The following is a 13,931-nucleotide window of genomic DNA, read 5'->3' as shown; positions in this document are numbered from 1 at the left end:
CCATGCGCTTCAGCACCCTGGTCAAGCTCCTGCAGAGCGGAGATGCTGCTCTGCAATCCAGCGAGCGAGGCGCCGATCCGATTCTCAGCGGAGCCGCCTCCCTCGAGCAGGCCAAAGCTGATCAACTCAGTTTTCTGGAGAAGGGCAACGCCCTGACGATCCAGCTGAAGAACAGCAGCGTCGGCGCCATCCTTCTGCCCGACCAACGGGATCTGATTGACCTGGCGCGCGAGCGCCAGATCGCGTTTGCGGTGTTCACGAACCCACGCCTGGCCTTCGCCGAAGCCCTCGACCAGCTCTATCCCCGCCGCCGGCCCCCAGCGGACATCCATCCCACCGCTGTGCTGGACAGTCAGGCCGTGGTGGGACCAGGCACGTCGGTGGGGCCGCGGGTCTGCATCGGGGCCAACAGCAGGATCGGCGCCCAGTGCATCCTTCATCCCGGGGTGGTGATTTACGACGACGTCATCATTGGCGACCACTGTGAACTGCATGCCAATGCAGTGCTCCACCCCGGCTGCCGGCTGGGGGACCGCTGTGTGGTGAATTCCAATGCGGTGGTGGGATCGGAGGGTTTCGGGTTTGTGCCCACGGCGAAGGGATGGCGCAAGATGCCCCAAACAGGTCAGGTGGTGTTGGAAGACGCCGTTGAAATCGGCAGCGGCACCACCGTGGATCGCCCCTCCGTGGGCGAAACGAGAATCGGCGCCGGCACCAAAATTGACAACCTCGTGCAGATCGGTCATGGGGTCAGCACCGGACGCGGATGTGCTCTGGCCTCACAGGTCGGCATCGCCGGTGGAGCCCGTCTGGGCCATGGCGTGATTCTTGGCGGACAGGTCGGTGTCGCCAATCGCGTCGTGGTCGGTGATCGCGCCATGGCCAGCTCCAAGAGCGGCATTCACAACGATATCGATGCCGGTGCCGTTGTAAGCGGCTTCCCGGCCATCCCCAACCGGCTGTGGCTGCGCTGCGCAACCACCTTCAGCAAATTGCCGGAGATGGCCAAAACACTCCGTGAACTCAAACGGGAGACCCCTCAGTAACCTCAGCTGCTGTCCTGCCGTCTCCGGTTGTCATGGCTCAACACCGCGTTGTTCTTCTCCCCGGTGATGGCATCGGCCCCGAGATCACGGCGGTGGCCAAAACCCTCCTGGACGCCGTGAGCCAACGCCATGGCTTCAGCCTCAGCTTTGACGAACAACCGATCGGCGGCAGCGCAATCGATGCCACCGGTGAGCCTCTGCCAGCCAGCACCCTGGAGGCCTGCAAAGCGGCCGACGCCGTGCTTATGGCGGCGATCGGCAGCCCGCGCTTCGACAGCCTGCCCCGGGAGAAACGCCCGGAGACGGGGTTGCTGGGATTACGAGCGGGCATGCAGCTGTTCGCCAACCTCCGGCCGGTGAAGATCGTCCCGGCCTTGATCGGAGCCAGCAGCCTCAAGCCCGAGGTGATCGAGGGTGTCGATTTGATGGTGGTCCGCGAACTGACGGGGGGGATCTACTTCGGCCAACCCAAGGGGCGGATTGAGGCCGATGGCGACGAACGCGGCTTCAACACGATGACCTACTCCGCCTCGGAGGTGGATCGCATCGCTCAGGTGGCCTTCAACCTCGCCCGGGAACGACGGGGCCAGCTCTGTTCCGTCGACAAGGCAAATGTTCTGGACGTCAGCCAGCTCTGGCGCGACCGGGTCGAGACGATGGCGCCGGACTACAGCGATGTCGCCGTGAGCCATATGTACGTCGACAACGCCGCCATGCAGCTGGTGCGCGATCCCAAGCAATTCGATGTCCTGCTCACCGGCAACCTCTTCGGTGACATCCTCAGTGACGAGGCCGCGATGCTGACGGGCTCCATCGGAATGCTGCCCTCAGCATCCCTGGGCAGCGATGGACCCGGCTTGTTTGAGCCGGTGCACGGATCAGCTCCCGACATCGCCGGTCAAGACAAGGCCAACCCCATGGCCATGGTGCTGTCCGCCGCCATGATGCTGCGCATCGGCCTGAAGGAAAATGCAGCGGCCGACGATCTGGAGAAAGCCGTTGACAAGGTTCTGGCGGCCGGTTTCCGGACTGGTGATCTGATGTCAGAAGGCTGCAGCCAACTGGGATGTCAGGCCATGGGCGACGAATTACTCAAAGCTCTCTGACGAGAGAGTTGGAACTTTCGGGCCCCGATCTGGCAAGATCGCCGGGCCTGTTGTCCCTGCGTCGATGTCGAAGCGTCACCCGGTAGTTGCTGTTACGGGTTCTTCCGGAGCCGGAACCAGCACCGTCAAGCGCGCCTTCGAGCACATCTTCGCGCGGGAAGGCATCACTCCTGCCGTGGTGGAAGGCGACAGCTACCACCGCTACGAGCGGATGCCGATGAAGCAAGCCATGGCTGATGCCCTGGCCGCCGGCAAGAATTTTTCCCACTTCGGTCCCGAAGCCAACCTCTTCGACAAGCTCGAGGAGCTGTTCCGCACCTACGGCCAAACCGGCTCCGGACAGAAGCGCTACTACCTGCACAGCCCCGAAGAAGCTGCTGAGCACAACGCTCGTCTCGGCGTCAACCTCGAACCCGGTCAATTCACCCCCTGGGAGGACATTCCCAGCGGGACCGACGTCCTCTTCTACGAAGGCCTCCACGGCGGCGTGAAGGGCGAGGGCTACGACGTGGCAGGTCTCGCTGACCTGCTGGTTGGTGTGGTGCCGATCACCAACCTGGAATGGATTCAGAAAATCCACCGCGACAACGCTGAACGCGGCTACTCCGCAGAAGCGATCGTCGACACGATACTGCGCCGGATGCCGGATTACATCAATCACATCTGTCCGCAGTTCAGCCAGACGGACATCAACTTCCAACGGGTTCCGACGGTTGACACCTCCAACCCCTTCATCTGCCGGAACATCCCAACTCCGGATGAGAGCTTCGTGATCATTCACTTCCGCAAGGGAGCTCGCGAAAAGTGGGGCATTGATTTCAGCTACCTGCTGAACATGATCAATGATTCATTCATGTCCAGCCCCACCAGCATCGTCGTCAACGGCGGCAAGATGGGCTTCGCCATGGAATTGATCCTCACCCCGATCATCCACCGGATGATTGAAGAGAAGAAAACGATGAATTGATCGGGAACGTCCAACAGTTTCATCTCTACACTGGGCTCATCTGATTCATCAGGTGGGCCTATTTCTTTGTCGCCGCCCTCCTTCGAAATTCATGGTGCCGCAGGATCTCCCCAGGCACCCCGTTGGGACCGTGTCGACAGCCGTTCACTGATCCGCATCGCCCGCCGCACCTATTTTCAGTTTTTGTCCGACACCCCCGGCAGCATCGAGCCAATGGGAGTGGTGGTGGCCATGAGCCAGCAGGAAGGTCGGGTGGTCTTCGAGGCACCGGTTCTGCTACCCGATGAGGAGTTCGTCGGTCTGGAGCTGATCCGTGGACGCAGCACCAAAGGACGCCAGTCACGAAGCCGCAGCCCATGGGGATGACGGGCCCAGTCATCCTGTGGATCGCCTGTCTTGGCGCCTGCATCGGCAGTTTCACCAATGTTGTGGTCTGGCGTTTGCCCAGGGGTGAATCCGTCGTTCATCCAGGGAGTCACTGCCCGCGCTGCGGCCATGCCATCCGTTGGCACGACAACATTCCGATTCTGGGCTGGTTGGCCCTCGGGGGCCGCTGCAGGGATTGCGCCTCAGCGGTGAGCTGGCGCTATCCGACGGTGGAGGCGCTCACCAGCCTGTTGTGGCTCTCGGCCCTGCTGGTGGGGCCAGCGGGCGGAGGGGGGCTACCGGCAGCCTGGCTCCCCTGGGCGGGCCTCCCTCTGATCGGCCTGCTCCTACCCCTGACGCTGATTGATCTTGACCACCTCTGGCTGCCTGAATCCCTATGCCGCTGGGGGCTGCTGCTTGGTCTGGTCGTCAGTGGCAGCGGTGGCCTGACCCTGTTCTCACATCATTTGATCGCCGCCGTCCTCGGACTGCTGGCCCTGGAGGGGATCAGCGCACTCGGGGAGAAGGTGATAGGGCAACCGGCGCTGGGCCTGGGCGACGCCAAACTCGCGGCGCTCGGTGGTGCATGGCTTGGCAGTGCTGGGCTCACCATGGCCCTCGGACTTGCCGTCCTCAGTGGTGCACTGGTGGGAAGTGCCGCACGCCTCAGCGGTCGTCTCGGCCCGCGTCAGCCGTTCGCCTTCGGGCCCTTCATTGCACTCGGAATCTGGTTGGTCTGGCTCCAGGGCCCCAGCTGGTGGTGGGAACAATGGCTGGAGCTGACAGGTCCACTGCTGTGAAAGCCGCTCTGCTCTGTCTGGCCATGGTCGCCGGCACCAACCCGCTGCAGGAAGGCCGTCAGCGCAGCCACCCGATCCCTTCCAGCGCAGGACTGGTCAGCAGTCAGGACCGTCACGCCAGCGCAGCGGGGATGGCGATGCTCAACAAGGGCGGCAATGCCATCGATGCAGCGGTGGCCGCGTCCTATGCCCTGGCGGTCACACTGCCGCAGGCCGGCAACCTCGGAGGTGGCGGCTTCCTGGTGTTCTGGAATCAACCGGAGCAACGGGGCTATGCCCTGAACTTCCGCGAGATGGCGCCAAAACGGGCGCACCGGGATCTGTTTCTCAATCCAGATGGCAGCGTGAATCGTGAACGCGCCACCAGCAGTCTGCTGAGCAGCGGCGTGCCGGGAACCGTGGCGGGCCTGCTCAAAGCCCACGACCGCTTCGGCACACTGCCGCGACAGGTGGTGATGGAACCGGCCATCCGCCTGGCCAGGGAGGGGTTTCGCGTGGGGCCAATCCTGGCCAGATCATTGCGGCGGGCCCAGCCAAGGCTGGGCCGTGACCCCACGGCACGGCAGCTGTTTTACAAATCCAGCGGGGCCCCATACGCAGCCGGGGAACTGCTCCAACAACCGGAACTCGCTCGCACACTGCAGGGGATTGCCGACAACGGCCACAGCGGGTTTTATGCAGGACCGGTGGCCCAGCGCCTGGTCACCCTGATGCACGAGGGCGGAGGTCTGATCAACCACAACGACCTCACCAGCTACCGCGCCATCTGGGTGGAGCCGGTGGAAGGCACGTTCCAAGGCCACAGGGTGTTGTCGATGCCGCCACCCAGCAGTGGTGGGGTCACGCTGATCCAAATGCTCAACCTGCTGGAACCGTTGGAGCTCAAAGCAATGGGGCTGAACAGCGCCGACGGAATTCACACCCTGGCCGAGGCGATGAATCTGGCCTACCGGGACCGCAATGCATTGCTGGGGGACCCCGACCAGATTGCGGTGCCGACAGAGCACTTGATCAGCAAGGCCTATGCCGCTCAATTGCGCCGCAGCCTCAACCCGCAGAGGCATACCCCAAGTGAGCAACTGGGGGGAGTCGCCCCGCTTCCAGCCAACAGCAGCAACACCACCCACCTGTCGGTGGCCGACCCCCAGGGCTCACTGGTGGCCCTCACGACAACTCTCAACTTTGCCTACGGCAATGGAATTGCCATCCCAGGGACCGGCGTTCTGCTGAACAACGAAATGGACGACTTCACGGCACGACCTGGAGCCGCGAACGCCTTTGGCCTGATCCAGGGGCAACGCAATGCGATCGCTCCTGGACGGCGTCCACTGAGTTCGATGACGCCCACGGTGGTGTTACGTCCGGACGGGTCACCATGGTTCGCGACGGGAAGTCCGGGCGGCAGCCGCATCATCACCACCGTGCTGCAGGTGGTTCTGAACCGCATCGTGCATGGCTTGAATCTGTCCATGGCCGTGCTGAGTCCGAGGGTGCATAGCCAGCTCTGGCCTGACGCGCTGCAAATCGAACAAGGGATCAGTGCCGACACCATCCGGCTGCTGAAACAGCGGGGACACACGGTGAAACCCAGTCGCGCCATGGGCTCCGCCAACAGCGTTGAGCTTGGACCGAAGGGAGGAAGCCTGGGCGTGGCTGATCCGCGCAGGCCGGAGGGTGCGGCCGAGCCGGCTCCACCTCTGCTGCCCCCTGCGCAAAAAAAAAGCCGGTGATCCCGGCTTCATTGGGCTAGATGATCCCCATCACCCAGCCATATGGTTGCAATGTATTCCTTCTGGACACCGTTGAGTACAGATTGAAAAGCCAAAATCATGGAAATACTCCACACACGCGATCGTCACAGCCGAGACTTTCCACCTTGCTGTGGAATTCACCCGCAACGGAAGAGTTTTTCCACAAAACGTGCTCCATCCGCTTAAACACAGCCCCGTGAGCGGGCAAGTTGATACCCCCGCTGGATCTGCTTGTAATCATCACGACGGCTCTCCTGCTTCAAGAGTCGATCGACGTTTTGTTTGGTCTGTGTCTTGATCGACTCAGGCACGGCCGGGTCTTGCATCATCGTGCAGGTGTCATCCGCCAAACGTTCAGGGGTGAAACTCTCCGCCCGCACTGGAACCCAAGCGAGCAGAGTGGAACTCACAACCAACACAGTGATCGGACGGATCAAAACTGCACAGCCCATCGCAATGGCATTAGATCTCTGCACCTACGATGATCGAACCCATTCGTCAGGGTTGGTCGCGTCCGAAACCTTCGCTCCACGGATCGATTGCTGTGACCGATGCATCGCCAACACTGATGTCTTTGCCGTTGCTTAGGAGCTAGGAGCGCTGTCCCTCTTTGACTGGTTCGCTGATCGCCGCAAAGGACAATCCACCGTCAAGGTCAACCAGGAACCTGACGAGGGCGATGGACTTTGGAGTAAGTGCCCGGAGTGCGGTCAGGTTGTTTACCTCAAGGACCTCCGCGCCAACGCCAGCGTTTGTGCGAACTGCGGTTATCACAACCGCATCAACAGCGATGAACGGATCGCGGTCATCGCCGACCCAGGCAGTTTTCAGAGCTTCGACGATGCCCTGTCACCCACGGATCCCCTGGGCTTCAAAGACCGTCGGGCCTACGCCGACCGGCTCAAGGAAAGTCAAGCCGCTACAGGCCTTCAGGATGGCGTGATCACTGGATTCTGTCGGGTTGAAGGGCTGGCCATGGCCCTTGCCGTCATGGATTTCCGCTTCATGGGCGGCTCAATGGGATCGGTGGTGGGAGAGAAAATCACACGACTGATTGAACGGGCCACCAAGGACAAGCTTCCCCTGCTTGTGGTGTGTGCGTCAGGCGGTGCACGGATGCAGGAGGGCATGCTCAGCCTGATGCAGATGGCCAAGATCTCCGGAGCCCTGGAGCGTCACCGCGAAGCGGAACTGCTGTACATGCCTTTGCTGACCCACCCGACCACAGGTGGTGTCACAGCCAGCTTCGCCATGCTCGGTGATCTGATCCTTGCGGAACCCAAGGCGCTGATCGGGTTCGCCGGACGCCGCGTGATCGAGCAGACCCTGCGTGAAAAGCTGCCGGACAACTTCCAGACCGCTGAATACCTTCAGGACCATGGTTTTGTGGACACGATTGTTCCCAGAACCCAATTGCGCAGCACATTGGCCAACCTGCTGCGTCTCCATGGGAGCCGTCCCCTCGAACTGAGCAGCCGATGATGCGATCTCTCGCCGCCCTCCTGCTGGGCGTCCTGATCCTGGTTGGTGGAGGGCACCCAGCCCTTGCCGGTCCCGTCGAGTGGATCGAAGTTCCCACCACCGCCGCCGGGCAGCAATGGTGGGATCGGGGCAGCATCCGTGAAGACCGCCAGGGGATGCGCACGGTTCTCAGCCGTTTCACACCGGCAGCCAGTGAGGACGGAGACCAACCCAATGGATCGCTCTACGTGATGCAACTCGATTGCGGGCAATCCCTCTACCGCGATAAGCAGGTCAACGGCATCCCACGTTTCCGCTCCGAATGGCAACCCGCTGGCGACGATGGCCTGATCGACGCAGTCATTGATGCGGTGTGCAGCGAAACCCTGCCGAGCTGAACGATGTCTCCTTCCCCCATCGGTGTTGCGGTCGCCGGCCTCGGCTTCGGAGAAGCCGTGCATCTCCCAGCCCTTGCGACGAACCCAGCCTTCCAGACCGTTGCCCTCTGGCACCCGCGCCGGGAACGCCTCGATCAAGCCTGTGAAGCCCACGGCCTCAAGGGCACTGACGACTGGGATGCGCTTCTGGCCGATCCCGCCGTCGATGCAGTCATCATCGCGACGCCTCCCGCACCACGCTTCGACTTGGCCGAGCGGGCGCTCAAAGCAGGCAAACATCTGCTACTTGAAAAACCTGTCGCCCTTTGTGCTGACCAGGCCCAGGAACTACAGCGCCTGGCCATCAGCCGCCAGCTCTCCGTCGCGGTGGACTACGAGTACCGCGCTGTCCCCCTCTTCATGCAAGCCCAGCGTCTTCTGACGGCCGGCGCGATCGGAGAGCCATGGCTGGTCAAACTGGATTGGCTGATGAGCAGCCGGGCCGATGCGCGCCGCGGCTGGAACTGGTACTCCCAGAAAGACGCCGGGGGAGGGGTGATCGGTGCCCTCGGAACCCACGCGTTCGACATGTTGGGCTGGCTGATCGGTCCCGTCGGTGCGGTTCAGAGCCTCAACAGCGTCTCCATCGCGGAACGCCCCCATCCCGAAGGCGGCATGGCGAAGGTGGATGCCGAAGATGTCTCCATGCTTCAGACCTCTCTCCACTGGCAGGGGGAGACCACAGCCACGATCCCGGCCCAGATCGCGCTCAGTTCCGTTGCTCGCAACGGACGCGGCTGCTGGCTCGAGATCTATGGCTCGGAAGGAAGTTTGGTGCTCGGTAGCGCGAATCAAAAGGATTACGTGCATGGATTTGCGCTGTGGCATGCCAGGACCGGCGAAGCTCCACGCAGCCTCCAACCGGACGATGATCTGGCCTTCTCAACCACCTGGAGTGATGGGCGCATCGCTCCCGTGGCACGGATTCAGAGCTGGTGGGCCGAGTCCATCCTTAAAGGAACACCAATGGTTCCCGGCCTTCATGAAGCCGTTGCCAGTCGCAAAGCCTGCGATCAGGCATCGGCATAACGTGCTGGACTCGCGTAACGCGCGGTAATATCGCCGCGATTCGTCTTAGACGACACACCCTCGAGGATTTCACCATGGCGCTCGTTCCGCTTCGGCTCCTGCTCGACCACGCCGCCGAAAACGGCTACGGCATTCCTGCTTTCAACGTGAACAACCTGGAGCAGGTCCAGTCGATCATGGAAGCGGCCTACGAGACCGACTCCCCTGTGATCCTGCAGGCCTCCCGTGGCGCCCGCACCTATGCCGGTGAGAACTTCCTGCGTCACCTGATTCTGGCTGCGGTTGAGACCTACCCAGACATCCCGGTGGTGATGCACCAGGACCACGGCAACAGCCCTGCCACCTGCTTCGGTGCCGCAGCGAATGGCTTCACCTCCGTGATGATGGACGGCTCCCTCGAAGCCGACGCCAAGACTCCCGCTAGCTACGACTACAACGTCAACGTCACCAAAGAAGTGGTGGACGTCGCCCATGCCATCGGCGTGAGCGTTGAGGGTGAACTGGGTTGCCTCGGTTCGCTGGAAACCGGTAAAGGCGAAGCCGAAGACGGCCACGGCTTTGAAGGTGAACTGTCCAAGGATCAGCTGCTGACCGACCCCGCTGAAGCCGCTGACTTCGTCGCCAAGACCAAGGTGGACGCCCTGGCCATCGCCATCGGCACCAGCCACGGCGCTTACAAGTTCACCCGTAAGCCCACCGGCGAGGTTCTGGCCATCAGCCGGATCGCTGAAATCCACAAAGCCATCCCTAACACCCACCTGGTGATGCATGGCTCCTCCTCCGTTCCCCAGGAATGGTTGGAGATGATCAACAAGTACGGCGGTGCCATCCCCGAGACCTACGGCGTTCCCGTCGAAGAGATTCAGGAAGGCATCCGCAACGGTGTCCGCAAGGTGAACATCGACACCGACAACCGTCTGGCCTTCACCGCCGCTGTGCGTGAAGCCGCCATGGCTGACCCTGCCAACTTCGACCCCCGCCACTTCAACAAGCCTGCGCGGAAGTACATGAAGCAGGTCTGCCTGGATCGCTACCAGCAGTTCTGGGCTGCCGGCAACGCCAGCAAGATCAAGCAGCGCGACATCAACTACTACGCCGGTCTGTACGCCAAAGGCGCCCTGGACCCCAAGACTGCTGTCGCAGCCTGACTCTGAAGCCATCACCACCTGGTGATGTCGATTGTGAACAGAGGGCCGTCAGGCCCTCTTTTTTTGTCCCTCAGCGTTGAACACAAGCGTGGCCTTCTCACGTCGTACCCGTCAGTTGAGCCTCGGTCTGGTTCTGGTCGGAGGGGTCGCGCTTGCAGGGATCGTCGGGCGCAAGGGCCTGGAGCTCCTGACCTTCGCCCAGGCAGGAACGGCCTATTCCGCCAAAGTGCTCTGCAGCGGAGCCCTGATGGCGGGACTGGACCCTCAGCGGCTTGAGCGGGAGGATCTGGCCCTCGGATCACAGCTCATTCGCAGTCGGATCGACACGGAGCGCCAACGGGTCACGGCAACGGCCCTGGGCGGATTGATCTCGGCGGTGGCGATCCGACAGGCCAACCTCGGCTGCAGCCTCGAGGGGAGGGATCAACCGCTGGTGCGCTTGCCAGTCCTTCAACGGACGTCGTCATCAGGTGATCCCATGGGGACGACCACACCCTGGCCGCTGAACAGCGATGCAACGGCATCGCCACCTGTTGTGGACCAGGCTCGTCTGAATCGGGCCCTGGACCAGGCCTTTGCAGAACCCGATGCCAACAACAGGCCACGTCGAAGCCGAGCCGTTGTCGTGGTTCAGGACGGCTGGGTGGTGGCTGAGCGCTACGCCGAGGACATCACTCCGACCACGCCACTCGTGGGCTGGTCAATGACCAAAAGCCTGCTCCATGCCTTGATTGGCCTGGCCATTGCCGATGGTCTGATGGATCTGGACCAGCCACTGGCGCCACTGGAATGGTCTCGCAGTCCAGACGATCCGCGGGCCAGCATTACGGTGCGCCATCTGCTGCAGATGAACAGTGGGCTGGCCTTTGATGAACTGAGTCGGGATCTCAGTTCTGACCTGGTGCGCATGCTGACCCAGAGCGATGACATGGGGATCTTCGCAGCACGTCAGCCGCTGATCGCCGTGCCGGGGCAACGCTGGGCCTACGCCTCCGGCACGACCGCCATCCTGTCCAATGGCCTGCGACGGGCCATCAACGACGACCAACGCTACTGGCGGTTTCCCTATGAGCGTCTGTTTGATCCCCTCGGAATGACGACAGCAGTTCTTGAAACCGATGCGTCAGGACATTTTGTGGGGTCGTCCTACGGCTGGGCCAGTGCTCGCGACTGGGCTCGATTCGGTTTGCTGTATCTCAATGGGGGACGGTGGGAGGGGGACCAAATCCTGCCCGAAGGTTGGAGCGATCAGGCCAGACGAGTCAGTCGGGGATCCAAACGGAACTATGGATCCCACTGGTGGATCAACCGAGGACGGCGTCACCGAGATCTCCCCCGCAACAGCTTTTCTGCAGAGGGGTACGAAGGGCAGCTTCTGTTGGTTGCACCCAGCCACAACGCGATCATTGTGCGGCTGGGTCAGACCCCTCAACGGGGTGAATTTGACCGCAACAGGTTTGCAGCGGCTGTCCTGGCCGCGCTCTCAACCTGAGCAAGCCTCAGATCCAATCAATTCTCATCGGTGTTCTTGGGAACGAAGGCCTGGGACGCTGCCACAAGCAAACCAGTAATCAACAGAGCGGGAAGGATGACACTGGGGCCTCCTTGAGCCGTCTGAGAGGCGAAGAGCAACATGATCAACGCAATGAGAAGCGCTAAATACCTTGGCAGAGCAGCGATGCCGGCGTGTGAGAAGAAATGAATTGTTATCCCAGCTGAGCGACAGCAGCGCTGCAGAGTCACAGCCGTGGATCGGTCGAACCAGGCCCGCAGAATGGTGATGGCCATCCCCGATCTCAGGCATGGGAGCACTCGAGGTTCAGTTGCCGAAGCCGCTCAAACGGCGGCTGCGTCGGTATGCCCAAACCAACGGCATCACCCTCGAGGCCGCTGTCATCCAGGCGATCGACACCATGATCTCAGCGCCGCCCCCTGACGATCGAATGGAGTCCATCGAGGCACGCCTCAACCGGCTCGAAGAGCGGGTTGAGGTGCTCAACACGGTTCCGGCGTCCGACCGGGAGGCCCTTCGCGGTTTCGAGCAAGAGCGCCAGGAACAAACGGGGCTGTTCCTCACGGATGAAGAACAAGTCAGCAGGCGCGATCAGGCCTATCGAACCTGGCTGGACTACTTCAACAGCCACCCGGACAGCCTTGAACCGGGACGATCAGCCCACGAGATGGCAGCACTCAAGGCCTCAGTGGTCTGAGATTCAGGCCAATGGACGGCCCTTCCATGTCCAACCGCGACCGGTGAGGCTGCGCCAGACCGAAGTGGGGGCGATTGCCGCAACGATCAAACCACCCAAACCCATGAGCCACCAGAAGTTGAGGGGCAGACCAAACCGCCAGCGCGTCCAGAGCCGCAACATCCACTGGAGCAGCACAGCAGTCGCTGCCGCAATGACGACGCTGAGGGTCGCGAGACGACAGTCAGGAAGCACAACAAACCCAACAGGAGCGGTCATCAACAACAGCCATGGAAGGCTGAACATCGTGAAGACAGCGGCACCGGCCAAGAGCGACTTCAGCACACTGCGCTCCAGACCCAGATACCAGTTTTTGGTCCAACCCTCCCAGAGCGAACTCAGATCGGAATACATCTGAAGGTCGACAGCATCAAGACCAAGGCGGTAGATCAAGCGATGACCGGTCTGCTTGATGGTCCGAGCCAACGCCAGATCCTCGACGACCTCTCCCGCCAGGGCACGGTGACCACCGATCGCGGTGTAAGCCGAATGCCGAAACAGCATGAATGGACCAGCGGCGAAGGCCACAGGTGAAGCAGGGTCATTGGCTTCGGAAATCGGAAACCCCAGTCCCAGCAGGCTCGCCATGATCGGCTGAACCATCCACTCAGCAAGACAGTCACAAACCAGTCGGGGAGCCAAGCTGAATAGATCGGCACCCTCAGCAACCGCCGAAGCCAACGCACGCTTCAGGGCATCGCGACTCAGGACAACATCAGCATCCAGAAACAGAACCCATGGCGTCTCCACGACGTCCATGGCCTGACTGCATGCCCAATTTTTACCCACCCAACGCTCATCCATCGGGCGTTCGCCGGATTCCATGATTCGGCAGGTGATCGCACGGTTGTCGCGCGCAGCGACAATCTCGCGGGCCAGCTCCGCAGTGCGGTCCGTGGACTGATCATCGACCACCACAACCGACCAATTCAACGCTGGCGGATCCGAAGCCAGAACGCTGGATAAACAACGGACGATGTTGTCTTGCTCGTTGTAAGCAGGAATGACCACGGTCAACGCCTGGTCAGAGGGTTGAGCCGGCGGATCCGATGACAGAAGCGGTGCTGACCTGAACACCCGCTGAAGGCTGATCAGCAGAATCAGCAGGCCCATGACGGGCACCCAGGCCACGAGGCTCACCCCTGCAGCAGCACAAACTGTCCAACCGGACATCAGCATGACGATCGGATCCCGGAGTTGATCAAGCACGGGTCTAGCCGATGCTCAACGGCTGAGACAGCCACGAAGCACCCCGAACCCATGCCTTTTGCACAGCTTTTCCACAAACCATGCATCGGGGCGCGCAATGGCCCAGCGATGCCGACACCTCGTCGTGGACAGCCGCCATCCGGTGGACAGTCCAGGCCGACCGCCCAAGTAACCAGAGGCACAAAAACCATCAGATCTCAGCTACTGCAAGGGCTTAGGAGGGACAAGACAGCCGCGAGAACATCACAATGTGCTTTTGGTTACCGCAGACTCCACACACCATCCCAAAGCGATTGACAGATCACACACGCGTCGCAAAAGACAAGCCCTGCGAAATGCTTCCACCAGCGATGTGGAAAACA

15 protein-coding genes are annotated in these 13,931 nt (G+C 61.5%); 12 read left to right on the top strand and 3 right to left on the bottom strand.

The window, feature by feature from the left end:
- Nucleotides 1-2 precede the first annotated feature (2 nt).
- The 6 genes from lpxD to ggt all read left to right on the top strand — a co-directional run bounded on the left by lpxD (nt 3) and on the right by ggt (nt 6,015).
- Complete coding sequence (gene lpxD, locus ACGVKB_RS10600; protein ID WP_392351701.1) at nt 3-1,046, top strand: UDP-3-O-(3-hydroxymyristoyl)glucosamine N-acyltransferase; 1,044 nt, start codon at nt 3-5, stop codon at nt 1,044-1,046.
- 32 nt (nt 1,047-1,078) lie between these two features.
- Nucleotides 1,079-2,152, top strand: coding sequence for a 3-isopropylmalate dehydrogenase (leuB, locus tag ACGVKB_RS10595; RefSeq protein WP_392351700.1), 1,074 nt, complete (start codon nt 1,079-1,081; stop codon nt 2,150-2,152).
- Nucleotides 2,153-2,216: 64 nt separating this feature from the next.
- Nucleotides 2,217-3,119 carry a phosphoribulokinase gene (locus tag ACGVKB_RS10590; protein ID WP_392351699.1) on the top strand — a complete coding sequence of 301 codons (903 nt, stop codon included), beginning with the start codon at nt 2,217-2,219 and terminating at the stop codon, nt 3,117-3,119.
- A 66-nt stretch (nt 3,120-3,185) separates the two neighbouring features.
- Complete coding sequence (locus ACGVKB_RS10585) at nt 3,186-3,485, top strand: hypothetical protein (RefSeq protein ID WP_392351698.1); 300 nt, start codon at nt 3,186-3,188, stop codon at nt 3,483-3,485.
- Nucleotides 3,482-4,285 carry a prepilin peptidase gene (locus ACGVKB_RS10580; RefSeq protein ID WP_392351766.1) on the top strand — a complete coding sequence of 268 codons (804 nt, stop codon included), beginning with the start codon at nt 3,482-3,484 and terminating at the stop codon, nt 4,283-4,285. The genes ACGVKB_RS10585 and ACGVKB_RS10580 overlap by 4 nt, the downstream gene beginning before the upstream one ends.
- Nucleotides 4,282-6,015, top strand: a complete 1,734-nt coding sequence (gene ggt / locus ACGVKB_RS10575) for a gamma-glutamyltransferase (protein WP_392351697.1) — start codon at nt 4,282-4,284, stop codon at nt 6,013-6,015. The genes ACGVKB_RS10580 and ggt overlap by 4 nt, the downstream gene beginning before the upstream one ends.
- Nucleotides 6,016-6,218: 203 nt before the next feature.
- Here ggt and ACGVKB_RS10570 read toward each other — a convergent pair whose 3' ends face one another.
- On the bottom strand, nt 6,219-6,446 hold the full coding sequence (locus tag ACGVKB_RS10570) for a hypothetical protein (RefSeq protein WP_392351696.1): 228 nt from the start codon (nt 6,444-6,446) through the stop codon (nt 6,219-6,221).
- 190 nt (nt 6,447-6,636) lie between these two features.
- On the opposite strand from ACGVKB_RS10570, the gene accD reads away from it, so the two are divergent.
- The 5 genes from accD (at nt 6,637) to ACGVKB_RS10545 (ending at nt 11,603) form a co-directional block, all read left to right on the top strand.
- A complete protein-coding gene (gene accD / locus ACGVKB_RS10565) occupies nt 6,637-7,518 on the top strand; it encodes an acetyl-CoA carboxylase, carboxyltransferase subunit beta (RefSeq protein ID WP_392351765.1) in 882 nt (293 codons plus the stop codon).
- Nucleotides 7,515-7,895: a hypothetical protein gene (locus ACGVKB_RS10560; protein ID WP_392351695.1), complete on the top strand. Its 381-nt coding sequence runs from the start codon at nt 7,515-7,517 to the stop codon at nt 7,893-7,895. The genes accD and ACGVKB_RS10560 overlap by 4 nt, the downstream gene beginning before the upstream one ends.
- A 3-nt stretch (nt 7,896-7,898) precedes the next feature.
- Nucleotides 7,899-8,963, top strand: coding sequence for a Gfo/Idh/MocA family protein (locus ACGVKB_RS10555; protein ID WP_392351694.1), 1,065 nt, complete (start codon nt 7,899-7,901; stop codon nt 8,961-8,963).
- Nucleotides 8,964-9,037: 74 nt separating this feature from the next.
- Nucleotides 9,038-10,111: a class II fructose-bisphosphate aldolase gene (gene fba, locus ACGVKB_RS10550; RefSeq protein WP_392351693.1), complete on the top strand. Its 1,074-nt coding sequence runs from the start codon at nt 9,038-9,040 to the stop codon at nt 10,109-10,111.
- 88 nt (nt 10,112-10,199) lie between these two features.
- The gene (locus tag ACGVKB_RS10545) at nt 10,200-11,603 is read left to right on the top strand and encodes a serine hydrolase domain-containing protein (protein WP_392351692.1); all 1,404 of its coding nucleotides are present in this window, start codon (nt 10,200-10,202) and stop codon (nt 11,601-11,603) included.
- 17 nt (nt 11,604-11,620) lie between these two features.
- Here the strand turns inward: ACGVKB_RS10545 and ACGVKB_RS10540 are convergent, their stop codons facing one another.
- Nucleotides 11,621-11,899 carry a hypothetical protein gene (locus ACGVKB_RS10540; protein ID WP_392351691.1) on the bottom strand — a complete coding sequence of 93 codons (279 nt, stop codon included), beginning with the start codon at nt 11,897-11,899 and terminating at the stop codon, nt 11,621-11,623.
- Between the two features lie 14 nt (nt 11,900-11,913).
- Between ACGVKB_RS10540 and ACGVKB_RS10535 the strand changes: the two genes are divergently transcribed.
- Nucleotides 11,914-12,321 (top strand): hypothetical protein, encoded by a 408-nt coding sequence (locus tag ACGVKB_RS10535; protein ID WP_392351690.1) that lies wholly within the window; start codon nt 11,914-11,916, stop codon nt 12,319-12,321.
- 3 nt (nt 12,322-12,324) lie between these two features.
- Here ACGVKB_RS10535 and ACGVKB_RS10530 read toward each other — a convergent pair whose 3' ends face one another.
- Nucleotides 12,325-13,533, bottom strand: coding sequence for a glycosyltransferase (locus ACGVKB_RS10530; RefSeq protein ID WP_392351764.1), 1,209 nt, complete (start codon nt 13,531-13,533; stop codon nt 12,325-12,327).
- Between the last annotated feature and the right edge of the window lie 398 nt (nt 13,534-13,931).

It is taken from the genome of Parasynechococcus sp., from assembly GCF_042954325.1.
Classification (GTDB): Bacteria; Cyanobacteriota; Cyanobacteriia; order PCC-6307; family Cyanobiaceae; genus Parasynechococcus.
Note: the sequence above shows the minus strand (reverse complement) of the source record. Positions and strands in the feature narration are given on the sequence as shown.

Coding starts and splice junctions, on each gene's coding strand:
- lpxD (WP_392351701.1), top strand. CDS start 3: ATGCGCTTCAGCACCCTGGTCAAGCTCCTGCAGAGCGGAGATGCTGCT.
- leuB (WP_392351700.1), top strand. CDS start 1,079: ATGGCTCAACACCGCGTTGTTCTTCTCCCCGGTGATGGCATCGGCCCC.
- ACGVKB_RS10590 (WP_392351699.1), top strand. CDS start 2,217: ATGTCGAAGCGTCACCCGGTAGTTGCTGTTACGGGTTCTTCCGGAGCC.
- ACGVKB_RS10580 (WP_392351766.1), top strand. CDS start 3,482: ATGACGGGCCCAGTCATCCTGTGGATCGCCTGTCTTGGCGCCTGCATC.
- ACGVKB_RS10560 (WP_392351695.1), top strand. CDS start 7,515: ATGATGCGATCTCTCGCCGCCCTCCTGCTGGGCGTCCTGATCCTGGTT.
- ACGVKB_RS10555 (WP_392351694.1), top strand. CDS start 7,899: ATGTCTCCTTCCCCCATCGGTGTTGCGGTCGCCGGCCTCGGCTTCGGA.
- fba (WP_392351693.1), top strand. CDS start 9,038: ATGGCGCTCGTTCCGCTTCGGCTCCTGCTCGACCACGCCGCCGAAAAC.
- ACGVKB_RS10540 (WP_392351691.1), bottom strand. CDS start 11,899: ATGGCCATCACCATTCTGCGGGCCTGGTTCGACCGATCCACGGCTGTG.
- ACGVKB_RS10535 (WP_392351690.1), top strand. CDS start 11,914: ATGGGAGCACTCGAGGTTCAGTTGCCGAAGCCGCTCAAACGGCGGCTG.
- ACGVKB_RS10530 (WP_392351764.1), bottom strand. CDS start 13,533: ATGTCCGGTTGGACAGTTTGTGCTGCTGCAGGGGTGAGCCTCGTGGCC.